This is a genomic window from Flavobacterium macacae, assembly GCF_003865365.1.
Taxonomy (GTDB): Bacteria; Bacteroidota; Bacteroidia; order Flavobacteriales; family Flavobacteriaceae; genus Flavobacterium; species Flavobacterium macacae.
This window is the reverse complement of sequence record NZ_RQVR01000009.1, coordinates 118,769-142,596: the sequence shown is the minus strand read 5'-3', so window position 1 is coordinate 142,596 and position 23,828 is coordinate 118,769. Positions and strand designations below refer to the sequence as shown.

Genomic DNA, 23,828 nt, shown 5'->3' with positions numbered 1-23,828 from the left:
GTTACGAGGGTTTTTCCGAATTTATCTTTGACAACGACTGGCACGGATCTTTCCAAAAATTCAAATGGTTTCAGAAATAGCCCTGATGATGCCATTGTTTGAGCTCTTTCACGGCTGATTAAGACGTGGAAAGCGAGTGGCTTCAGCAGGAAAATGGATGGCTGGGAATTACTGACCTTTCGCTTCAAAAAAAAAATCTCGCCATTGCTGACGAGATTTTATAAGTATCTTAAAATAATTCTATTTAGAATCTGAAACTAGTTCAGATTAAATAATCAACATTGCGTCACCATAAGAGTAGAATTTGTATTCTTCTTTGATGGCTTCGTCGTAAGCTCTTTTCATTAAATCGTGTCCACAGAATGCTGAAATCATCATCAAAAGTGTTGATTTTGGCGTGTGGAAATTGGTGATCATACAATCTGCGATGCTGAAATCGTGCGGTGGAAAAATGAACTTGTTTGTCCATCCGTCAAAAGGATTTAGCGTTCTTGCTGATGAAACAGAACTTTCAATGGCACGCATTGACGTGGTTCCAACGGCACAGATTCTTTTCTTTCTTTCTTTGGCGCTGTTCACGATATCACAGGCTTCTTGAGTGATTTTCAACTCTTCAGAATCCATTTTGTGTTTTGACAAATCTTCCACCTCAACCGGGTTAAAGGTCCCCAAACCTACGTGAAGCGTCACTTCTGCGAAATCAATTCCTTTGATTTCTAATTTCTTCAAAAGGTGTTTTGAGAAGTGAAGTCCGGCAGTTGGCGCGGCAACAGCTCCTTCTTCTTTTGCATAGATTGTTTGGTAACGGTCCGCATCTTCTGGCGTTACTTCACGGTTGATGTATTTTGGGATTGGAGTTTCTCCAAGTTCTGTCAATTTGCCACGGAATTCTTCATAAGAACCGTCGTAAAGGAAACGCAACGTTCTTCCACGAGAGGTCGTGTTGTCAATAACCTCAGCCACTAATGAATCGTCATCACCGAAATACAATTTGTTTCCGATTCTGATTTTACGGGCTGGATCTACTAAAACGTCCCATAATCTTTGTTCAGCGTTTAATTCTCTCAACAAGAAAACCTCGATTCTGGCTCCGGTTTTTTCTTTATTTCCATATAAACGTGCAGGAAAAACTTTGGTATTGTTCAAAACCATTACGTCACCTTCGTCGAAGTAATCGATCACGTCTTTGAACATTTTGTGTTCTATTGTTTGTTTTTTTCTATCAATGACCATTAAACGAGATTCGTCTCTGTTTTCGGCTGGATATTCTGCAAGAAGTTCTTTTGGTAAATTAAACTGAAAATGTGATAATTTCATTTAAAAAATTTATGAGTTATGAATTATGAATTATGAGTTTGACCTTCATAATTTTAAATCTTTTGCAAATATACGATTGTGAGATAGGCGTTGTCAAGTGTTTTGGTGTTTATTTTCAAAAGGTTAAAAGTTGTAAAGTGTCAAGGCTTGTGTTTGCTGGTTTTATTGCTTTTCAACTTTAAAGCCAATTGCTTTTAAATCGTTCCAAAAATCTGGAAATGACTTTGATACCACTTCCGCATCGTTGATAATGATATCCGTTAATAAAGCCAACGGCGCAAATGCCATCGCCATTCTATGGTCGTTATACGTATCGATTGCAATGTTTCTTTCTGTTACTGACGAAACTTCTAAAGTCAGGCTGTCGTCGGTTACCGTAATATTGGCGCCTAATTTCTGCAATTCAATCCGCAATGCTTCTAATCGGTCTGTTTCTTTTATTTTCAACGTATGCAATCCCGTTAAATGACAGCCGATTCCTAAACCAAAACACGTTACGGCGATGGTTTGGGCAATGTCTGGCGCTTCGTTTAGATCCAGAATTTGAGATTGCTGGTTTAAATCAGATGCTTTTTTTAAGATGATTTGATGGTTTTCAAATGTTGTCTCTACGCCCAAGTTTTTATAAATCTCTGACAAAACCGAATCGCCTTGCAAGCTATTTTCTTTGTAAGAAGATAGTTTTATCTCGGTTCCGATATCTGATAAGGCAACGATTGAGTAGAAATAGGAAGCGGAAGACCAATCTGACTCAATTATGAATTTTGAATTATGAATTATGAGTTTTGGTTTTACGGCTATTGTATTGTCGACAAAACTTGCCTCGAAACCTAAATCATTCAAAATAGCCAACGTCATTTTGATGTAGGGAATTGACGTAATTTTTCCTTCTAAAGTCAATTCTAAACCGTTTTCTAATTTTGGAGCAATTAATAAAAGAGCCGAAACATATTGACTGCTGATGTCTGCCGGAAGGGAAACTTTGCTTTTCGACAATTTTTTTCCTTTAATTTTCAGCGGAGGAAAGCCTTGGTTTTCTTCGTAGGTTATTTCAGCTCCGAGTTGTTGCAACGCTTCTACCAAAATCTTTATCGGACGTTCTTTCATTCTTGGCGAACCGGTAATGATTACTTCCCGATTTTCTTGGGTTGCAAAATAAGCCGTCAGAAAACGCATTGCGGTTCCTGCGTGATGAATGTCGATTATTTCGGGTTGAAGGTTTTGGGTTTTAGGTTTTGAGTTTTGGGTCAATGCTTTTGCCATTACTTCAGAATCATCTGAATTGGAAGTGTTTTCTAAAGCAATATTGGGATACAACGCTTGAAGCAACAACAATCGGTTGGTTTCTGATTTGCTTCCTGTAACTTTTATTTCTGATTTTTGGTTGGCTTGTGATTGGTTCAGCTTGATATTCATACTATTTTGGTTATAAAAAAAGCGTTGAATTTGATTACAACGCTTTTCTTTATTATTTCAATTTTTCATTATTCTTATGGCGGTCTTTGTCTCGATTGGACTTTAAATCGAGTTTTTTGTCAAATGCTTCCTGAAGGTTAATTCCAGTTTGATTGGCCAAACACAAAACTACGAAAACTACATCGGCTAACTCCTCTCCGAGGTCTTTATTTTTATCGGACTCTTTTTCAGATTGTTCGCCATAACGACGCGCAATGATTCGGGCTACTTCGCCCACTTCTTCCGTTAGCTGTGCCATATTTGTCAATTCGTTGAAATAGCGAACGCCGTGTTCTTTGATCCAATTATCGACTTCTTGCTGTGCGTTTTTGATATTCATAAATTTAAACTTTTTTCAAAACTACCTTTTCATTTTGTTTTTCTATCATTGCTTTGTAAAAATCTTTCAATGTCGGATAATAATTTGGCGAAAAATGAGACGAGTTTACATCTATAGTCGCCATTACTTGGATCGTTTTTCCAACGCTAGAGATATTAAATTTAAAACTTCCTAAATTTTCTTCCATTACAACTGAAAGTGCTTTTGGCAACGATTCTATTTCATAACCATCAGGAATTGTAATTGAAAAAGTATATTTATCTTGGTAAGGAAAAGGAAAATCTACGGGAAACTCTCTTTTTTCTTGCTTAAATGGATTTTCAACTTTTGCAAAATACAACATTGGAGAAAAATAAATTTTACCACCGATTCTTTCCACCATATTGGTATGGGTGAAATCATAAGTTTCTATCATGGGCTTCTCTAAATCCTTGTCATTATTAGTTGTATATTCTCCAATTTCAACACCATTGTATCTTTTTTCGATCATTTCAAGATAAGAATCTCTTGACATTTTCAAATAATAATCTCTAAAAGCACATGCATTATAATCAAAATACTGATCTCTTGCTTTACCCGTGATTTTTCCTTCAGCATCAATTTGAGCCATTACATTTATAAGTTCTCTTGAAATCATTTTAGGCATCAAATCTATTTCTTTAGAGGTTTTATTTTCCCTAATCATTCTTCCAACCCAATTTAAGTTTCGAAGCGGAAGTATATCTGGTAATGAATTTTTTGATGTCGCATCAAGCAATATATATTCGCCGTTTTCTTGTTCAATGGCACAAATCACATAATTATAAGCCGTTCTATTTGGGTAATAAGCAATTCCGTTTGCTTGCGTACTTACCAAAACCGGATTGGCTTTAATATTCGCATAACGCAACATTGCAGTCAACATCAGATTAATTTCCGCCACGTTACCCACTTTCTCATTGTACGCTTTTTTAACGCCTACATTGCAATAGTAACTATTCTTTTCATTCCAATTCATTCTTGATTTCACATAATTAAAAATCAAATTTATTCGATCTTCTCTTTTTAATGTTGACTTCAATAATGGATCTAAATCTTTCTCAAAATAAGATTTATAATTTAATTCATTTCCAAAATTTTTATCATCATAAATGGTTTTTGCAACAGATTCCCAATCTGTTGAAAAGTTTTCCACTACTGAATTTGGAAAGTTTGTTGCCGCCAATTCATATTGTAATATTGAAGTATAATTATCAATATTATTGACGTGTGATTCTTCTTTTAAAGCTTTAATTTCTTCTCCTTTAAAAACAATCCTAGAGTCGTTATAATTATTAACTCTGTTTTTCACTACAGTTTCTGCTTCCATATTAATTGGAGCGTATCCTTTTAAAAACCTACGATATGTGAAATATTGCGGGATTTCTACAGTCAACTGAACTTTATTGACCGGAATTGAAGTTTGAAAATTAAAATCTGGAAAAGCCATATAATAAGGGGTTTTCAGCGTGTATTTGTATTCAATCACACTTCCTTCTTTCACGTTTGGCAGGGCTATTTTTTTTATGCTGTAATTCTCATTTACCTTTTCAGTAAACTCTCCATCACTTTTAAGCTTTGTCTTTTCAATCTTGTCGCCCACCAGATTATACGTTACCGCTTTATCAAAGTAAAGTCGCACCAGTTTACCGCCGGTGTAATACGGCACTTCAACCGTGGCATACTCATAGCCTTCTTTTTTATATATTTTGACTCTTTGTTCGATTTCTGAAACTAAGATAAAATAGCCTTCAGAATTTAATTCAAAATAATTTTTTCCGGTTTTATATAAAACTGCTGCTGAAGCTGAACTATCCGCAAGATGTATTTTTTCTTTTAACTCGTCGATTGAAACTTTTCCTAATTCAAAATTTTGGGCAAAGCTACTAACCGAAAAAAGGCCTACAAATAATACAATTATTTTTTTCATTTGACTATTTATTAATTCTTAACTAGTACAATTTTTGAGTTATCACTTTTGGCAACCTGTTCACGAAATTTTCTGAAATTTTCATATTCGTTTTTATCAAAATAGCCCGAATTGGTTTGAAAAGTTCTTTTGTACAACAGTTGATTCTCATTTAAAACCACATATTCAGCCTTATAATCTCCGAATTTATCTTTTATTTCAAAGTTATCTGGTTTAGCTTCTATTATAAAACCTTTAGGCAAATCAATAGTGATTTCGTCGTAATCATAAAATCCTCTGGAAATTTCAAACGGATTCATTCTTGTTCTATAACGTTGTGGAATTCCTCTAACCGGGTTGTAAGCATTTAATGCAAAAATCAGTCTTTCTCCGCTTTTTTTGGCGTATTCAGTTGCTTCTAATAGAACTTCTTCTGAGAATTCTACTTCCTCTTTATTATTAACAACATTAATTTTTTTCAATTTCAAATTGTTGATGTGACTGAAATACGATTTATAAAACTTATTCAAATCATCCGCAGATTTACTTCCGTTTGAAAATTTATTGTCATACTGCGTTCCTTTTGACTTGATAAAAATAGATCCTGAAATGCTTCCGTTTTCATCAATTGAAAAATTTCCATTCGCCATTTGAGTATTTTCTTTAGCAATATATTCGTGGGTTCTTACTATTTCACCTCCTTCTGATGTCACAATTAAAGCCAAGCGATTGTCAGTAAAATCTCCTTGAAAACCAAAAGGATTTGTTTGGCTCGTGCACTCAAGCCAATACATTTTTCCATCAACCGGAAGCGCTAAAATCACGTGATTTCCTTGCATTGAAACAAAATCTTCCCGTAAGTCTCGCTTTTGCCTGTCACCATAAATTATGGTGTAATAAGAAGGAACACCCACGACGTTCAGCAAGGCTCTTGTGTAATTTGTCAACGCTTTGCAATCGCCATAACCAAGGCGATCTACGTCTTTTGCCAACATTGGTTTCCAGCCGCCAATTCCCAATTGAATACTTATATATCTGGTTTTATTCTGAACATATTGATAGACAATTCTTGCTATTTTAATTGGATCTTTTTCAGTTCCTACAAGCGCTTTAATTTTTGCTTGAGTCTCCCAAGGAACTTCATCTGTACCAGCCAACAAACTCGCATAAACCCAAGAGCCAAAATCTTTCCAACTAGAAGCCGTTCCTTCAACACCTTCAAGATTGAAATTTTCAAGTCCGAATAAAACGTGCGGAATATAATTTCTGTAAGAAGGTGAATATTCTTCGTCTTTGATCGAAACTAAATTTATAGCAGTGTAAGAAACACCGTTTAGTTTTGTTTCTTTTACAATATTTTGATTGCCATCTATATTAAAATCTTTGTACTTAAAATTGAGTTCTGGGAGAGAAGAAATATTTAAAGTTGCTTTTTCCACCCCTTCGTAGGAACTTTGAATTGCATTCCAAGTTGGTATAAATGCAGTATTTGAAGATTCTACTTCACTTTGAAAAACTACCGTAAACGGATATTCCGTAGGCGTATAATCCATATAAAGAATTTTTCCATCCGTAATTATAGATCCTTGCGAAAGCGAGTTTTCTAAAAAATCTTTTCTTTTTATCTTTTTGATTTCTTTTCCAAAAGCATTTAAAATTACCGCTTCAATGGATTTGATTTTTGTCGATTTATCAAAATATTCCGATGCGCCAACATTTGACAAGCCTTTTTGATTTAAAACAGTAACCACATCTTTTGTCAAAATCGTCATTGATTTTCGTGATGTGATATTTATATCCCGTTGTCTCAAGCGAGCAACAGCATTGGCATTTTCTTTTAATTCTGGAGAAATTGAAGCTACCAGATAAGTGTCATCTTGAGCAAAAGTAGAGAAAAATGTAAGAAAAAAAAGAGCTAAGTGGAGGAAATTTCTTTTCATAATAAAAAGTTAATTTTCCAAAAATATAATATTTATTCTAATCTACAACTTATTTACTCTTTATTTTTAGTGTCAATGATAATAGTAACTGGCCCGTCATTTAACAACGAAACTTTCATGTCAGCACCAAACTCGCCTGTCTGAATTTTCTTCCCTAAGTCAAGTTGCATTTGTCTTACAAAATTTTCATATATTGGAATCGCAATTTCTGGTTTTGAAGCCTTGATATACGAAGGGCGATTTCCTTTCTTGGTAGAAGCCTGAAGTGTAAATTGGCTGACCACAATAATATCTCCGTCACAATCTTTTACGGATAAATTCATCACCTCATTGTCATCTCCAAAGATTCGGAGATTGACGATTTTTGATGAAAGCCACTGAATATCTTCTTGAGCATCGGCATCTTCAATTCCGATTAAAACCAGCAATCCTTTTGAAATTTCACTGACTTTTTCTCCATTGATCGTTACGGAAGCTTGAGATACTCTTTGAATTACGGCTTTCATTTTTTCAAGTGTAGGGTTTTAGGTTGAAGGAAGAACTTGCGTCTTAGAGACGTAACGCCTTTGCAACTCAATTTTTAAGATTGTTTATTTCTGTTTTCGTCACTTTCTGCTCGCTCGTTGGCATAATCATCTGTGCGGTAATGGTCTTCATCGCCCTCCAAGATTTTTAAGTAGCTGTTGTAGCGCGTCCACGAAATTTCATCTTTTTCAAGCGCTTCTTTCACGGCACATTTTGGCTCGTCTTTGTGCAGGCAATTATTAAATTTGCATTGGTCTTTCAACTTAAAAAACTCTGGGAAATAACCGCTGATTTCAGATTTTTCCATATCGACAATTCCAAAACCTTTGATTCCGGGCGTGTCGATAATTTTTGCTCCAAAAGACAAATCATACATTTCTGCAAAAGTCGTCGTGTGTTGCCCCTGCATACTTTGCTCTGAAATTGTTTTGGTTTTTAAGTGCAAAGTCGGTTCCATCGCATTGACCAAAGTTGATTTTCCAACACCAGAATGTCCAGAAAACATAGTGGTTTTTCCAATCATTAATTCTTTTAATTCATCAATTCCTTTTCCTTCTGCCGCAGAAACGCGCAGACATTTGTAACCAATTTGCTGATACACATATTGCATGTAAAGTTGGTCATCAAGCACCTCATCTTTTAAAGTGTCAATTTTATTGAAAACCAAAATAGTTTCGATTCCGTAAGCCTCGGCAGTAACCAAAAAACGATCGATAAAATTGAAAGTTGTCGGCGGATTATTTATTGTAATTAATAGAAAAACGTAATCTAAATTGGACGCAATAATATGCATTTGGTGTGACAAATTCACCGATTTTCGAACGATATAATTCTTTCTTTCGTGAATATTGTGAATGACTCCGGTTACAGTATCCGAAGTTTCATCCAACTCAAAATCTACAACATCACCAACGGCAATGGGATTGGTACTTTTAATTCCTTTCATTCGGAATTTACCTTTGATGCGGCATTCGATAAAATCGCCATTTTCCGATTTCACGGTGTACCAACTTCCTGTAGATTTATAAACAATTCCTGTCATTCAAATTTTAGATTTCAGATTTTAGATTTCTCCTAAAAAACATAGAAGGCAAAATTACGCTATTTACTTGTGAACAGCGTAATTTTGCCTTTAAAAATTGAACTTAGAAATGCTTACCAAACAATTTTAGCTAAAATCTCGTTCTCTTTTATTTTTCCCAACTGAATTGTTTTTAATGTTTTAGAAGTTTTTCCAGCTTTTGTAATATAAATTTCAACCATTACCGTTGCTGGACCATTTTCTGTCAATCGGCTTTCGCCGAAATAATTCGTCTTGATTTGATATTTTCCTTTTATCGCATTTCGAATCAAATATTGTTCTGGTCCATAACCTTGTGTAAAATCTTTTGAAAACCGTGCGCCAGCTTCGGTATCTTTATGCCCATAATTTGGCTGATGATCGTTTCCATTTTGCAAGAATTAGATTGTTATACTATTATAGAGCACAAGTTGGTAAAAAAGGTTGGGACGAAAAAATATTTATTTTCAAAAAAACAAAAAAACCCGAAAACGTTATGCTTTCGGGTTCTTTTTTATCCAATTAAAATGCTAAGAATTAATCACTTTCTCCTGATGACTGATACTTTCTTGGTGAATCGCCTTATAAATTCTCAAGATAAACTCTTCACTCAAGCCTTTTTCTTCTCCTTCTAAAATCATTTTCCCCAAGATCTCATTCCATCTTTTGTTTTGCAAAACAGCTACATTTTTGTCTTTTTTCAACGCGCCGATTTTATCCGCAACTTGCATTCTTTTTCCAAGAATTTCTAAAATTTTAGTGTCATATTCATCAATATCTACACGAAGGCGACTCAAGTTTTGATTGTAATCAGAACCTTCTTCGGTTTCTTTCCGTACTTTCAAATCCTCAAAAATCTGCTTTAATTTCGTCGGAGTTACTTGTTGTAACGCATCGCTCCAAGCATTATCAGGATCAATGTGTGTCTCGATAATCAACCCGTCATAATTCAAATCTAACGCTTGTTGCGAAACTTCTTGAATCATATCGCGCTTTCCGGTAATGTGCGACGGATCGCAAATCAAAGGCAAATCTGGAAAACGGTTTTGCAATTCAATTGCCAATTGCCATTCCGGAATATTTCTGTATTTTGTTTTTTCATAGGTAGAAAATCCTCTGTGGATTACGCCTAATTTCTTGATTCCGGCGTTGTACAAACGTTCCACACCGCCAAGCCACAAAGCCAAATCTGGATTAACTGGATTTTTCACCAAGACGATTTTATCGGTATTTTTCAACGCGTCTGCAATTTCTTGAACCGCAAACGGATTTACAGTCGTTCTCGCTCCAATCCACAAAACGTCAATATCGTGTTCCAAAGCCAATTTCACGTGATTGGCGTTCGCCACTTCTGTCGCCATCAGCAATCCTGTTTCGGCTTTTGCTTTCTGGAGCCATTTTAACCCGATGGCACCAACGCCTTCAAAACCACCCGGACGCGTTCTTGGCTTCCAGATTCCTGCACGGTAAATGCTGACGTCAGAATTTTTTAATTCGTGAGCAATTTTCAACACTTGCTCTTCGGTTTCTGCACTGCAAGGTCCCGCTATTACTAATGGATGAGACAAATTGAAATCATCTAACCACGTTCTTAATTGTTTTGAATTTTCCATTTTTATTTTTGATTTCTTTGGAGTTCCCAAAGTTAGTTATTATTTAGTTTTTGTTTTAACCAAAGTCTGCAAAGGTTTTTATTTAAAGCCTTTTTATCGCTTCTTGAATTTTTTCTTCTTTAATGCACAACGAAAATCTGATGTAACCTTCTCCATTGCTTCCGAAAATAGTTCCAGGTGTGATGAAAATGTTTTTTTCGATTAAAATCGCATCAATGAATTCTTCTGACGAATTTATTTCTAAAGGTAATTTTGCCCAAACAAACATCCCGACAGCTTTTTTATCATACGTGCAATTCAGTTTTTCGGCCAACTGAAAAATTAATTTTCTTCTTTTTTCATAAATCAAGTTTTGCGAATCGAACCACTCTTTTCCTAATTTCAAGGCTTCGATCGCTCCTTTCTGGATTCCGTAAAACATCCCGCTGTCCATATTACTTTTCACCTTTAAAATCGCATCGATGAATTCTTTTTTTCCCGAAACCATTCCGATTCGCCAGCCAGACATATTGAAGGTTTTACTCAAAGAATTTAATTCTAATGCAATATCTTTTGCTCCTTCCATTTGAAAAATCGACATTGGATTGTTATTTAAAACAAAACTATACGGATTGTCGTTGACCAAAACAATCTGATGTTTCTTGGCAAAAGCAATTAATTTCTCTAATAAATCTAAATTCCCATTTGCTCCCGTTGGCATATTGGGATAATTGATCCACATCAGTTTCACTTTCGATAAATCTTTTTTCTCCAACAAATCTAAATTCGGTTGCCAGTTATTTTCTTCCGATAAATCATATAAAACCGATTTTGCTCCAACCAAATTTGTCACGGAAGCATAGGTCGGATATCCCGGATTTGGAATCAAAACCTCATCACCTTCGTTTAAAAAAGCCAATGAAATGTGCATAATTCCTTCTTTGGAACCCATCAAAGGCAAAATTTCGGAATTTAAATCCAACGAAACATCAAACTGCTTTTCATAGAAATCGGCAAATCCTTTTCGTAATTCCGGTAATCCTTGATAGCTTTGGTATTCGTGTGCTTTTTCATCGTCCATTGCATTCTTCATCGCTTCAACGGCGCTTTTCGGAGGCAATAAATCAGGACTTCCAATTCCCATATTGATGACTGGCTTTCCTTCAAAAAGCATTTGTCGCACTTCACGAAGTTTCTTCGAAAAGTAATATTCCTCCACGGTGTTCAAGCGGTTGGCGAATCCTTTTTCCAAAACCAGGTCGTTATCTATAATTGCAGTACTCATAATCTAATCTTTTCTTCCGTTTTTGTATTCTCCCAAAACCTTAAAATGGGTGGTCATCAATTGCAAAATATTCTTCGCTTTTTCATAATGCTTGTATTTTTCAAAAACCACATCCACAAAAAAAGAATACTGAAAAGGCGTCTCAATTATCGGCATCGACTGGATTTTGGTCAAGTTCAATTTGCAATTGTTCATCACATTTAGAATCGTAGCCAAACTTCCCGGAGTATCGTCTAATTCAAACTTTATCGATGCTTTGTTGATTTCTTCTTTTGGCAACACTTTGTTCTCTGTTTTTAAAATCACGAAGCGCGTTTTGTTGCTTTTTATCGTATGAATTCCAGAAGCCAAAATATCCAAACCAAATAATTGTGCCGCAATCGGACTGGCAACTGCCGCAATATTTTTCAATTGGTTTTCTTGAATTCTTTGCGCTGTTTCTGCCGTATCAACGCTTTCAACCAACTTGATATTTGGGTAATTCTTAAAGAATTCGCCACATTGCAAAAGGGCAATTGGATGCGAATGCACTTCAATAATATCTTCTATTTTCTGTCCAGGCAACACCATCAAATTCATGTGGATGTCCAAATAATATTCGCCGATTATGTGCAAATTGTTTCGGTCGATCAGCGCATAATTTGGAATAATTGAACCTGCAATAGAATTCTCTAAAGCCATCACCGCTTTCTGCGTTTTGTTTCCGACAAGGCTTTTCACCAAGGCATCAAACGACATACATTCGTCTAATTCCAAGCTTTCGCTGAAATATTCATTCGCAACTTGATGGTGAAACGAACCTCTGATTCCTTGAATTGCAATTTTTGTTTCCATAAATTTGGGCAAAAAAAAATCCCGACTTTCATCGGGATTTCTATATTATTTTATTAAATATTTTCTATTTAGATAACAACACAACAATCCCGTTTCTGTTTCCAGAAATAAAAAGAATTGCTAAAATAAAAACGGTTGCTTTGCATTTTTTGTTTTGTTATTTGGCTAAAGTAGAAAATTTTATTTTACGTTTTAGAAAAGCTTTTGAAATTTTAGGAAATATTTAAACTACATCGATTTAGAAATTAGATTTTACCTTTCCTAAAGCGCAATTCATAACTCATAATTCCTAATTCATAACTCCTTTTTATTACTTTTGTTCAAAATCACAAATTATGTCAATCGAAGTTACATCAATTTCAAAAAATTACGGAAATCAAAAAGCCTTGGATAACATTTCTTTTTCTATCCAAAAAGGTGAAATCGTTGGTTTTTTAGGTCCGAATGGTGCCGGAAAATCGACCTTGATGAAGATTTTAACGACTTTTATTACGTCAGATTCTGGTAAAGCTTCGGTAAATGGTTTTGATGTTTCGACTTCTCAAAAAGAGGTTCAAAAGTCGGTGGGTTATTTGCCAGAACACAATCCGCTGTATTTGGATTTGTATGTTCGTGAGTATTTGGCTTTTAATGCTGACGTTTATAAAGTGGCAAAATCACGTATTGACGAAGTGATTCAAATGACGGGTTTGACTCCTGAAAGCCACAAAAAAATTGGGCAATTATCTAAAGGTTACCGCCAGCGTGTTGGTTTGGCAACGGCTTTATTGCACAATCCTGATGTGTTGATTTTAGATGAACCGACCACAGGTTTGGATCCAAATCAATTGGTTGAAATTCGTGAATTGATTAAAAATATCGGAAAAGACAAAACGGTTTTTCTTTCTACACATATTATGCAAGAAGTGGAAGCGATTTGCGACCGCGTGATTATCATTAACCAAGGAAAATTGGTGACTGATAAAAAAATCAGCAACTTGAAGAATGAAAATGAACAAGTTATTGAAGTAGAATTTGATTACAAAGTGGAAGAGCAATTGTTAAAAACACTGCCTAATTTAAGTTCGATCGTCAACACGCACGATATGATTTGGGAACTGACTTTTTCAACTTCAAAGGATATGCGTCCGGCGATTTTTGATTTCGCACACGATAACGGCCTAAAAACCTTACAATTGAATTTAAAAAACAAAAATTTAGAAGCTATTTTTAGAGACGCTACTAGAAACTAAAACTTCAAAAATCATGAAAAAAATATTTTATTTTTCAATACTTAACTTATTTCTGCTTTCAAGTTGTACAACATCTGAATCAAAACCACAATTAACTTACCCAGAATATACGTCAAACAAGGAAGTTTTTAAAACAAAACTTTCAGATTACGACAGCATAACAGCAAACTATACTTACAAGTCTACACGTACATTAATCTCTAAATCTAGTGCGAATATCTTAAGTATTAACGTTCACATATCTACAGATAAAGAACTATCTAAAAATGTGCTAGCTCCACAACTCGAAAAGGTTTTAGCTCACACCCGTTCTGAAATCTCTAATTATAAGCAATTTGATAAAATTGAAGTTATTTTCCACAACAAGAATAATTCAACACACGCTTTCATCGAAGAAATCACGAAATAATTTTTAAGGATAAATCAAATGCCCTTGGTATAATTGTGTGACTTCGATGATTGATGGCGTGTTTTTTAAGACGATGTTTCCGGTGCTGTAAATGGTTCCTGATATTTTTGATATTGGATTTACAATGATATCGTTGGAACTTCTTTGAAAACAGTGGACTTGATCTGCAATTAAATTTGAACCGTCAAAACGAGCGTTACCATCATAAAAATTCACATTTAAAGTTGCAACATTTCCGGTGACTTTAAAAAAAGTGGCTTCGTTGTCTTCGACTGTCAAACCGCCGCAATTTACCTCCAATTCAAATGTTCCAGAAGCGGTGTTGGAAAACATTCCTGATTGCAATGTAAGAACCGGAAAACTTAAGACCCCGTCTGATTTCACGCCGAATTGTGAGGAAGAATACACATTGACAAGTGTTGGCGTTGTGACATAAACCTTTGTATCATTGTAATCTCGAACCCAATTACATCCATTAGAATTTCGTAAATACAATTGCCCTTCAGAAACTTCAGCGGTGATTCCGCTTATTAAATTTTGACCTGATTCGATCATTACTTTTGTTTCTGGTCCTTCTTTAATTATTAATTCGATTCCTTGTGAAATGTTTATTCTATCGAAACTCCCGACGGTGATTTCTTGGGTAATTTTGGTCCCCGAAGTCCGAAAACAATTGGGTGCGTTTTCTGAATCGCAAGAAAAAAGTGCTATTAAAAACAGGAAACTTAGTATTTTGAATGTAGTTTTTTGCATTGCGTATTTGTCGAAAAGTTTAAAAAAATGCCTAACGTTTGAATCTTAGCCCCGATTGGCGGCAGTAGCTTTTTTTTTGATTTTTCTTCAAAAAAAACTACTACAGAAAGCAGGAAAATGGTTTAATTTCTCACTGCCGTTTTGCTTCCAATTTAGAGTCTGACTGCGAGCGAAAATTCCATTGCTTCGGCTTTTGCCATGTGGGTTTTTAAGCTGACGCCCAATGAAATTTGCTTTGCAATATAATATTTTAAGCCGAGTCGCTGGTAAACGGGGTCGAGATAATCGAGCGGTCGGTAAGCGTAATAGCCGAATTGTGTTTCGACAGTAAATTTGTTGATGAATAATTCGTGGCCGATGAAAATACCGCCTTTTCGGTAATCGGTATCTGGACTGACTTCTGGTTTTACGGCGGCAATAAATCGAACACTTTGCTCTAAATATTTCATCATAAAAAAGTCTACTCCAAATTGAACGGCACTTTTCCGTGACAGTCTTTTATCGACATAACCTGAGAAAACGTAAAATGGAAATTGTCCCGTTCCGATCGCGTCACTTTCTGTAAAACCAGTTCTGAAGGCTAAATTGTATCGTAACGGCTCGGTAAATTTTATGGAATCGGTATTTTTTTGATAGTTGTTTTCTATGCTTTTTTCAAAACTGTACACGGCTCCTAGGTTAATTGCCAACGTATTTGTGCTGGTATTTGGTGTTCTTAAATTGGCATTTGAATGATGAAAAAAGGACAAACCGGCTTGAAGTCCGAGATTATTCCAAATATTTTCTTTTTTATAATTCAGCATAAAATAAGTCGCGGGCATAAAATTCGTGCCGTAAGCCATATTCAGCGGATTGGTTTGCGCATCATACGGATTTGTGTTGTAAGCAACACCTTGGGCAACTCGCACCATTAAATTTTGCTTCAGAAAGTAAAAGTTGTAATGTGCGTAAAAACCGTATAAATCTCCCAGAATTTCATTTTTATTGTTTTGGTATTGAAAAGAAAGTCCATAATCTGGGTAATTGAAAAGCGATTCCCAAGATTTTTTCCCAAATGTTTTTTTGTTGAAACTGATAAAAACACCTTCAGGACTTTGATTTGTTAGGTGCGAAATGTGATCGCTGTGGTTTAAAATTTTTCCGTAAAAATTATTTATATCTACATTAAAACCGCTGTTTTTATCTTGCGAAAATGCAAGTAGCGGGAAAAGAATTAAAAAAATTATTTTTTTCATATTTCGGCGTTTATTACAATCGTACTCCAACACCAAACTCTAATGCTTCGGCTTTTGCTCCGTGCGTTTTTAATGACATTGAGGCAAATATCTGGTCTGATGCATAATATTTCAAGCCGACTCTTTGGTAAAAAGGACCGAGGAATTTAAATGGCGAATAGACGTAATATCCGGCCTGGGCTTCAATTGAAAAACGGTTTACAAAAAGCTCATGCCCTACGAAAATACCGATTCTTTTGTAATCTGTATCTCTTGAAATATGTTCGTTTGGATAAGCTACCGATTTGAATTTGATGTATTCATCGAGGTATTTCATTAAGAAAAAATCGGTTCCGAATTGAAGGGCACTTTTTCGTGAAAGACGTTTGTCAATATTTGCAGAAAGTACATAAAACGGAAACTGTCCACTGTTGATGATGTCACTTTCGTTAATTCCGGTTCTGAAAGAAATATTAAATTTAATTGGTTCTTTCTTGTAATTTATAATTGTGTCGTAAAGTCTTGTAAAACGCTTATTGCTTTCACTTTTCTCAAAAGAATAATTCATTCCAAGATTTAAAGCCACCGTATTTGTGCTGGTATTTGGCGATTGGAAATTAGCATTGGAATGATGAAAAAAACTGATTCCGGCTTGGACACCGATGTTTTTAAAGAGGTTTTCTTTCTTATAATTCAGCATCAAATAAGTGGAAGGCATCCAGCTGGAACCGTAAGCCAAATTGCGGAAATTGGTATTTTTATCGTAAGGATTAGTGTTGTACGAAATTCCCTGGCCAACGCGAAACATCAAATTTCGGTTTAAAAAGTAGAAATTATAATGACCATACAAGCCATATAAATCGCCTAAAGTTTCATTTTTTGTGTTTTCATAATGAAACGAAGCGCCATAATCTGGGAAGTTATACGCCGATTGCCATTCTTTTTCGCCAAAAGTTTTTTTATTGAAACTGATCAAGATTCCTTCGGGATGTTCTGTAATCAAATGCCGAATGGTGTTGTTGTGGGACAAAATATTTCCGTAGAAATAATTGGCATCCACGGTAAATTTACCTGATTGCTCTTGGGAAAAAGCAACGATAGAAAAAAGAAGAACTAAAAAATGGATTTTCTTTGGTAACACTATTGTTTCGGGTTAGCGTTGCCAAAAATAACCAAATAAAATAAGCTTGCAAGATTTCGTTAAAATACTTCTTTTGCTATTGCCTTTATATTTTCGGCTTTTCCCATAGAATAATAATGCAAAACCGAAATTCCTTCTTTGATTAATTCCTTGCTTTGGTTAATGCACCACTCGATTCCGATTTGTTTTACCGCTTCGGGAGTTTCTGCGCGGACCACTGACATAATCAGCTCGTCAGGAATATCCACTTTAAAACGGTGAGGTACCAAATTCAACTGTTTTTTAGTCCCAATTGGTTTTAATCCTGGAATAATTGGAACCGTGATTCCTTCTTTTCTGCATTTGGCCACGAAGTCGAAAAACTTTTTGTTGTCAAAAAACATTTGGGTAATAATGTAGGAAGCCCCGCTTTTAATTTTTTGCTTCAAGAAATAAATATCGCTGTCTAAACTTGGTGCTTCCATATGTTTTTCAGGATATCCGGCCACGCCGATGCAGAAATTTGTGGCAGAAGAATTTTGCAATTCATCGTCTAAATAAATTCCGGTATTCAAATTTGAAATCTGCGTTACCAATTCTGTCGCGTAATGATTTCCTTCTTTTTCAGGTTTAAAATAGGTTTCATTTTTAACGGCATCGCCACGCAACGCGACTACATTTTGGATTCCGAGAAAATCCAAATCAATCAAAAAATTCTCGGTATCTTCTTTTGTAAATCCGCCACAAAGAATGTGCGGAATCGCATCAACTTGGTATTTATTTTGAATGGCAGAACAAATCCCAACCGTTCCCGGACGCTTTTTTACGACTTTTTTCTCTAACAAACCGCTTGGCAATTCTTTGTATTCGTATTCTTCTCGATGGTACGTCACATCAATAAACGGCGGTTTGAATTCCATCAACGGATCAATCGCATCAAAAATAGATTGGATATTTTGCCCTTTTAACGGAGGCAATATTTCGAAGGAAAACAATGGTTTTCCGTTGGCGTTTTGGATATGTTCGGTTACTTTCATTTATTTTTCGGTGTTGGGTTTAGGGAAAAAGTTCAGGCCTTTCCAACTTTAAACCTTAAACTTTAAACTATTTTTTTAATCTGCAATATTTGGGTTGAGCCATTTTTCGGCATAATCATACGAAACGCTTCTTCGTTTGGCGTAACTTTCTACTTGGTCTTTTTTGATTTTTCCTAATCCGAAATATTTACTTTCTGGATTTCCGAAATAATATCCTGAAACTGAAGAAGCCGGCCACATGGCCATACTTTCAGTCAAGGTTACTCCTATTTCTTGTTCTACATTCAATAATTTCCAGATGGTTGGCTTTTCCAAATGGTCGGGACAGGCAGGATATCCTGGTGCGGGACGAATTCCTTTATATTCTTCTTTGATTAAAGCTTCGTTATTCAAAACCTCATCAGAAGCATATCCCCAGATTTCTTTCCTGATTTTTTTATGCAGGTATTCGGCAAAAGCTTCGGCAAAACGATCACCAAGAGCTTTGACCATAATCGAATTATAATCGTCTAAATTTCTCTCAAATTCAGAAGCTTTTTCGTCCACTCCAAAACCGGTTGTGACACAAAAAGCACCCATGTAATCAGTAATTCCAGAATCTTTTGGAGCAATAAAATCAGACAAGGCGATATTTGGAGCGCCTTTTGTTTTGGCTGATTGCTGTCTCAGAGTCAGAAAAGTCTGCAGGTAATTTCCGTTTTTATCAGTCAATTCGATATCATCATCGTTGATTTGATTCGCTGGGAAAATGCCATAAATTCCTTTTGCTTCCAGCCAATTTTCTTCCAATAATTGTTTCAGCATTTTTTGAGCATCGTTGAATAAAATTACGGCTTGTTCGCCAACAACTTCATCGGTCAAGATATTTGGATATTTTCCGTGTAAATCCCAAGTTCTGAAAAATGGTGTCCAGTCAATGAAATCAACCAATTCTTCCAGTTTTACATCAATGGTTTTTGCCCCGATGAAGTTCGGTTTTACAGGATTGAAATTTTTCCAATCCAATTGCAATTTGTTTTTTCGAGCTTCTTCAATATTCAAGAAATTTTTGTCACGGCTTCGGTTTAAATAGCCTTCACGAAGTTCTTCATATTCAGATCGGAGACTTTTAAAATAATCTTGATTGGTGTTTTTATTAATCAAATTTCCAGCAACAGCAACCGCTCGAGAGGCATCATTTACGTGAACGACCGTCTGGCGGTATTCTGGCGCAATCTTCACGGCCGTGTGTGCTCGCGAAGTTGTAGCACCGCCAATCATTATCGGAATACTGACATTTTGCTTGTCCATTTGTTTTGCCAAATACACCATTTCGTCCAAAGAAGGCGTAATCAAACCGCTCAATCCGATGATATCGACTTTTTCTTCAATGGCCGTTTGGATGATTTTTTCTGGCGGTACCATTACGCCCAAATCTATAATTTCATAATTATTACAACCTAAAACTACGGCTACAATATTTTTTCCGATATCGTGTACATCGCCTTTTACAGTTGCCATTAGAACTTTTCCAGCCCCCCCCGCCCCCGAAGGGGGAGCTTCCAAGATTGCCAAAATCTTATCTAAAGATTTTTCTGTATTAAATAGAATCTCTTCGTTAGTAAATCGAACTACACGATAACCTTCACTATTTAGCCATTTTGTTCTCTCTTCATCAGAGGCTTGATTTTCTGGCAATTGATGAATTCCTCCATCCACTTCAATGATTAAATTTTCTTTCAGACATATAAAATCAGTAATGTAATTTCCAATAATATGCTGTCTTCTAAATTTAAATCCTGCTAATTTTTTATTACTCAAAGCAAACCACAGTATTTTTTCAGCTTCTGTAGGTTTGTTTCTCATTTCAAAGGCATAGTTTTTTAATAAGCCATAATTTAATGGATTTGCAGTCTGCCAATATTCAGTAGCCTTTACTCCGCCTTTGGGGGCCGGGGGGCGTTTTTCAGCTTCAATAAAAGGTAGCAAATAGGCAACAGCTTTTTTCATAACACGTGCCGATTTCACTACTTGTGGCAAAAACATTTTTCCGCTTCCGAATAAATCTCCAACGACATTCATTCCGGTCATCAGATTTATTTCAATAACTTCGATTGGTTTTTTTGCTAATTGTCGTGCTTCTTCGATATCCAATTCGATAAATTCATCGATTCCCCTGACCAAAGCGTGTGTCAATCTTTCTTGAATTGGAAACGAGCGCCATTCTTGAGCTTGTTTTTCAGTGACTTCTTTGGTATCTCCTTTAATATTTTCGGCGAAAGCCAACAATCTTTCGGTGGCATCGTCTCTTTTATCGAGCAAAACATCTTCGACGTGTTCTAATAAATCTTTCGGGATTTGGTCATAAATCTCTAGCATTTCTGGATTTACGATTCCCATTGTCATTCCGTTATTGACAGCGTGGTATAAAAAAACCGAGTGCATCGCTTCACGAACCCTATCGTTTCCACGAAAGGAAAACGAGACATTGCTCACGCCACCGCTGACACTCGCATACGCAAGATTTTCCTTGATCCATCTTGTCGCCCTGAAAAAATCAACCGCATTTTGACGGTGTTCTTCCATTCCGGTTGCAACTGGAAAAATATTGGGATCGAAAATAATATCTTCCGCAGGAAATCCGACTTTGTCAACCAAAACATCATACGATCTTTTGCAAATTTCAATTCTTCTTTGGAAATTATCGGCTTGGCCGACTTCGTCAAAAGCCATTACGATTACCGCAGCGCCATATTTTTTAATCAATTTTGCCTGACGTATAAAATTTTCTTCGCCTTCTTTTAAACTGATAGAATTAACGACACTTTTTCCTTGGGCGATTTTCAAACCGGCTTCGATAATCTCCCATTTAGAGCTATCAATCATCACCGGAACTCGAGAAATATCGGGTTCTGATGCAATTAAATTAAGGAAAGTGGTCATTGCATGAACACCATCAAGCATTCCTTCATCCATATTAATGTCGATGATCTGCGCACCGCCTTCTACTTGAGCTCGGGCAATATCAAGCGCTTCTTCATACTTTTCTTCTTTAATTAAACGCAAGAATTTTCGGGAACCGGTTACGTTTGTACGCTCGCCTACATTCACGAAAATACTTTCAGGCGTTATAATTAAAGGTTCAAGACCTGATAATTTTAAATATTTTTTAAAATCGACATCTGCCATTTTGTGTTTTTTTCTGCAGTTTCTAGACTGGTTCTACTATTCTTGGTTGGTATTCTTTTGCCACTTCGGCAATCAGGCGAATGTGTTCTGGATTGGTACCGCAACATCCTCCTATTATATTGATCAAATTATCTTCCAGATATTCTCTGATTAGGGCCTGCATTTCTTCGGGAGTTTGGTCGTATTGCCCAAAAGCATTGGGCAAACCCGCATTGGGATGCGCCGAAATATTGAAGGCCGTATTATGCGAAAGCCGTTGCAGATAAGGTTTTAATTGGTCAGCTCCTAAAGCGCAATTAAATCCAACGCTTAATAACGGAATGTGGGAAATTGAAATCAAAAAAGCTTCGACCGTTTGCCCGGAAAGTGTTCTGCCGGAAGCATCGGTAATCGTACCAGAAACCATTATTGGAACCTCAAGATTTCGTTCTTCTTTCACTTCTTCGATGGCGAATAATGCTGCTTTCGCATTTAAAGTATCAAAAATAGTTTCGACCAATAAAATATCGGAACCGCCATCAAGCAACGCTTCGACTTGCTGTTTGTACGCCATTCTTAAATCGTCAAAACTCACAGCGCGGTAACCCGGATCGTTCACGTCTGGCGACATGCTTGCTGTTCTGTTTGTTGGACCGATGGAACCTGCGACGAAACGGCGCTTGTCTGGATTTTTTGCAGTGAATTCGTCAGCGACTTCTCTGGCTAATTTTGCTGATTCGTAGTTTAGTTCATAAACCAAATCTTCGAGATGGTAATCGGCCATTCCGATGGTGGTTCCTGAAAAAGTGTTGGTTTCCACGATATCGGCTCCGGCTTCCAAATATTGGCGGTGCACGTCTTTGATCGCTTCGGGTTGGGTCAATGACAACAAATCATTGTTTCCTTTTAACGGATGTGGAAAATCTTTGAATCTTTCGCCTCGAAAATCTTCTTCTGAGAAATTATAGCGTTGCAACATTGTTCCCATTGCTCCGTCAAGGACGAGGATTCTTTCTTGTATTGCTTTGTGAATGTCTGACATTTTTTTTCGGTACTAATTGTTACACAATGGTTCTGTTGAAACCAAAAGTTCAATACCTTTTTTCAGATAGCCCCGATTGCAGCGGCAATCAAAAAAATTTCTTCTTTAGAAATTTTTTTATTGTAGCGGAAAGCGGGAAAATGGATTGCTGAAAAAGCAACGGCCATTCGCTTCTAAAAAAAAAATTATAATATCGATATGTTGTCAGGAAAAGTGAGGAAATAGAGTGTATTTCGTTGTGTTATCTATCCAAAAAAATGGTAGAATGTAGCACCTTCTTTAGTGATAAAGGGTTGCTAAGGCTTCAATGGGTCTAATCCCTCGGCCTTTCGTGATAACTGTCAATAAGTGTATGAACGTTGCAAAGTAAGGGAATTTACCTGGGTTTTGCAACTGGATTTTGAAAATTTTAAACGGCGATTTTCAAGATTGGATTTTCGGCAAGCTGTATAATTGCGCTTAAAATTTCTTGCGGTTGATGCTTTTGACTGGCTTTGATGTACTTAAACTCTTTTGATTCTTTCTTTTGAACTGCGTTGATGGCGACATTGAAGTCAGCCGAAAGTGTTTCCATTGCTGGATTTACAGAAATGATATCAAAATCGTTTTGCAATAATTCGAAATATTCTTGGATGATTTCTTGGGTTTCTGTGGTGTCGACTGCAATTAGGTTTTCGAGTTTATTTTCTTGAACAAAGTGGATGATGTCTTCTACTTTGAACGGAATGGCGAATTGCATGAAATTGGCTTCCCACGAATTTTTGACAGTTGGCTTTTCGAAAAAAGCGACTGTTGAATTGGTGATTATTGGAAGTCTTAGATCAAGATTATTTTCTTGCAAAAGATTTTCTTGTGATTTCAGAACTTGGTTTATGAGAGCACTCCCGACGGATTCGATTCCGAAAAGGATGATGTTTATTTTTTTTATTGACATATTTTTGGTTTTTTTTCTACGAATTAAAAGATTCCAATGATTTTTTTGATTGCCGTTTTGCCACGATTGCCTGAATTTTCACTAATTCTTTTTACGCTTGGCTATTGCCTAATTTCTATTTTCTAAATAAAAAAAGAACTGCTTTTGACTGGCAATCAAAAGCAGTCTTTTCAACAAACAAACAATAAAACAAACTTAAACAATGCGGTAATTTGCGCTATGCGGCGTAATTATATTCTTTGAACAAAATCAATTCGACGGGAGTGGGATTGATTAAATTGTCATAAACCGGGCTTTTTTGCTGTACTAATTTCAACCACGCCTGCAATAATTTTAAAGAGGCGTCTGTTGTTGGTTTTAGTACAATTTCAATTTTACTGAAACCGATTCTCTCTTCCTGGCTCACGGTTCCGGTGATTTCTATTTGTAATGATTTTAGATTTATTCCTAATTCTGCGGCTACATTTTGACCTACAGCATTGATGCATCCCGCAAATCCGGCAAGGATATATTCAAACGGACTTGGCCCATCTAATTCTGGAAATCTATTGTTATTGCTGATTCTAACGTCAGCATTTTGAGTTTTTACAACGAATTGTTCGTTGTTTCTTGAGTATCCTAAAACATTTATCGCTTTCATAATTTTGGGTATTGAGATTTTTAAT

At 36.1% G+C, this 23,828-nt stretch carries 21 protein-coding genes and 1 riboswitch; of the genes, 2 read left to right on the top strand and 19 right to left on the bottom strand.

Annotated features, from left to right (window positions below):
• Positions 1–267: 267 nt before the first annotated feature.
• The 11 genes from queA to EG849_RS09310 all read right to left on the bottom strand — a co-directional run bounded on the left by queA (position 268) and on the right by EG849_RS09310 (position 12,275).
• Complete coding sequence (queA, locus tag EG849_RS09360; RefSeq protein WP_125012819.1) at positions 268–1,317, bottom strand: tRNA preQ1(34) S-adenosylmethionine ribosyltransferase-isomerase QueA; 1,050 nt, start codon at positions 1,315–1,317, stop codon at positions 268–270.
• Between the two features lie 162 nt (positions 1,318–1,479).
• Complete coding sequence (gene aroA, locus EG849_RS09355; RefSeq protein WP_125012818.1) at positions 1,480–2,733, bottom strand: 3-phosphoshikimate 1-carboxyvinyltransferase; 1,254 nt, start codon at positions 2,731–2,733, stop codon at positions 1,480–1,482.
• A 52-nt stretch (positions 2,734–2,785) separates the two neighbouring features.
• Positions 2,786–3,112, bottom strand: coding sequence for a nucleotide pyrophosphohydrolase (locus tag EG849_RS09350; RefSeq protein WP_125012817.1), 327 nt, complete (start codon positions 3,110–3,112; stop codon positions 2,786–2,788).
• Positions 3,113–3,116: 4 nt separating this feature from the next.
• Positions 3,117–5,060 (bottom strand): DUF3858 domain-containing protein, encoded by a 1,944-nt coding sequence (locus EG849_RS09345; protein WP_125012816.1) that lies wholly within the window; start codon positions 5,058–5,060, stop codon positions 3,117–3,119.
• 11 nt (positions 5,061–5,071) lie between these two features.
• On the bottom strand, positions 5,072–6,979 hold the full coding sequence (locus EG849_RS09340; protein WP_125012815.1) for a DUF3857 domain-containing protein: 1,908 nt from the start codon (positions 6,977–6,979) through the stop codon (positions 5,072–5,074).
• Positions 6,980–7,032: 53 nt separating this feature from the next.
• Complete coding sequence (gene dtd / locus EG849_RS09335) at positions 7,033–7,485, bottom strand: D-aminoacyl-tRNA deacylase (RefSeq protein ID WP_125012814.1); 453 nt, start codon at positions 7,483–7,485, stop codon at positions 7,033–7,035.
• A 74-nt stretch (positions 7,486–7,559) separates the two neighbouring features.
• Positions 7,560–8,546: a ribosome small subunit-dependent GTPase A gene (gene rsgA / locus EG849_RS09330; RefSeq protein ID WP_125012813.1), complete on the bottom strand. Its 987-nt coding sequence runs from the start codon at positions 8,544–8,546 to the stop codon at positions 7,560–7,562.
• Positions 8,547–8,659: 113 nt separating this feature from the next.
• Positions 8,660–8,962 (bottom strand): YfaP family protein, encoded by a 303-nt coding sequence (locus EG849_RS09325; RefSeq protein WP_233581772.1) that lies wholly within the window; start codon positions 8,960–8,962, stop codon positions 8,660–8,662.
• A gap of 132 nt (positions 8,963–9,094) precedes the next feature.
• Entirely contained in the window at positions 9,095–10,177 is a 1,083-nt protein-coding gene (locus EG849_RS09320; RefSeq protein WP_125012812.1) for a bifunctional 3-deoxy-7-phosphoheptulonate synthase/chorismate mutase type II, read from the bottom strand.
• An 82-nt stretch (positions 10,178–10,259) separates the two neighbouring features.
• Positions 10,260–11,441: a pyridoxal phosphate-dependent aminotransferase gene (locus EG849_RS09315; RefSeq protein ID WP_125012811.1), complete on the bottom strand. Its 1,182-nt coding sequence runs from the start codon at positions 11,439–11,441 to the stop codon at positions 10,260–10,262.
• 3 nt (positions 11,442–11,444) lie between these two features.
• The gene (locus tag EG849_RS09310) at positions 11,445–12,275 is read right to left on the bottom strand and encodes a prephenate dehydratase (RefSeq protein WP_125012810.1); all 831 of its coding nucleotides are present in this window, start codon (positions 12,273–12,275) and stop codon (positions 11,445–11,447) included.
• 335 nt (positions 12,276–12,610) lie between these two features.
• On the opposite strand from EG849_RS09310, the gene gldA reads away from it, so the two are divergent.
• Both gldA and EG849_RS09300 read left to right on the top strand, forming a co-directional pair.
• Positions 12,611–13,507, top strand: coding sequence for a gliding motility-associated ABC transporter ATP-binding subunit GldA (gldA, locus tag EG849_RS09305; protein ID WP_125012809.1), 897 nt, complete (start codon positions 12,611–12,613; stop codon positions 13,505–13,507).
• A 13-nt stretch (positions 13,508–13,520) separates the two neighbouring features.
• Positions 13,521–13,916, top strand: coding sequence for a hypothetical protein (locus EG849_RS09300; RefSeq protein WP_125012808.1), 396 nt, complete (start codon positions 13,521–13,523; stop codon positions 13,914–13,916).
• 3 nt (positions 13,917–13,919) lie between these two features.
• Here EG849_RS09300 and EG849_RS09295 read toward each other — a convergent pair whose 3' ends face one another.
• From EG849_RS09295 to EG849_RS09260, 8 genes are all read right to left on the bottom strand, one after another.
• Positions 13,920–14,669 (bottom strand): head GIN domain-containing protein, encoded by a 750-nt coding sequence (locus EG849_RS09295; protein ID WP_125012807.1) that lies wholly within the window; start codon positions 14,667–14,669, stop codon positions 13,920–13,922.
• Positions 14,670–14,821: 152 nt separating this feature from the next.
• Positions 14,822–15,904 carry an acyloxyacyl hydrolase gene (locus EG849_RS09290; protein WP_125012806.1) on the bottom strand — a complete coding sequence of 361 codons (1,083 nt, stop codon included), beginning with the start codon at positions 15,902–15,904 and terminating at the stop codon, positions 14,822–14,824.
• A gap of 13 nt (positions 15,905–15,917) precedes the next feature.
• A complete protein-coding gene (locus EG849_RS09285) occupies positions 15,918–17,024 on the bottom strand; it encodes an acyloxyacyl hydrolase (RefSeq protein ID WP_125012805.1) in 1,107 nt (368 codons plus the stop codon).
• A 59-nt stretch (positions 17,025–17,083) separates the two neighbouring features.
• Positions 17,084–18,040, bottom strand: a complete 957-nt coding sequence (gene metF / locus EG849_RS09280) for a methylenetetrahydrofolate reductase [NAD(P)H] (protein WP_125012804.1) — start codon at positions 18,038–18,040, stop codon at positions 17,084–17,086.
• Between the two features lie 75 nt (positions 18,041–18,115).
• Positions 18,116–21,208, bottom strand: coding sequence for a vitamin B12 dependent-methionine synthase activation domain-containing protein (locus EG849_RS09275; protein ID WP_125012803.1), 3,093 nt, complete (start codon positions 21,206–21,208; stop codon positions 18,116–18,118).
• A 22-nt stretch (positions 21,209–21,230) separates the two neighbouring features.
• On the bottom strand, positions 21,231–22,229 hold the full coding sequence (locus EG849_RS09270) for a homocysteine S-methyltransferase family protein (RefSeq protein WP_125012802.1): 999 nt from the start codon (positions 22,227–22,229) through the stop codon (positions 21,231–21,233).
• Between the two features lie 238 nt (positions 22,230–22,467).
• A riboswitch (SAM riboswitch) is annotated at positions 22,468–22,570 on the bottom strand.
• A gap of 68 nt (positions 22,571–22,638) precedes the next feature.
• Positions 22,639–23,163: a hypothetical protein gene (locus EG849_RS09265; protein ID WP_125012801.1), complete on the bottom strand. Its 525-nt coding sequence runs from the start codon at positions 23,161–23,163 to the stop codon at positions 22,639–22,641.
• 217 nt (positions 23,164–23,380) lie between these two features.
• A complete protein-coding gene (locus tag EG849_RS09260; RefSeq protein WP_125012800.1) occupies positions 23,381–23,803 on the bottom strand; it encodes an OsmC family protein in 423 nt (140 codons plus the stop codon).
• Positions 23,804–23,828 lie beyond the last annotated feature (25 nt).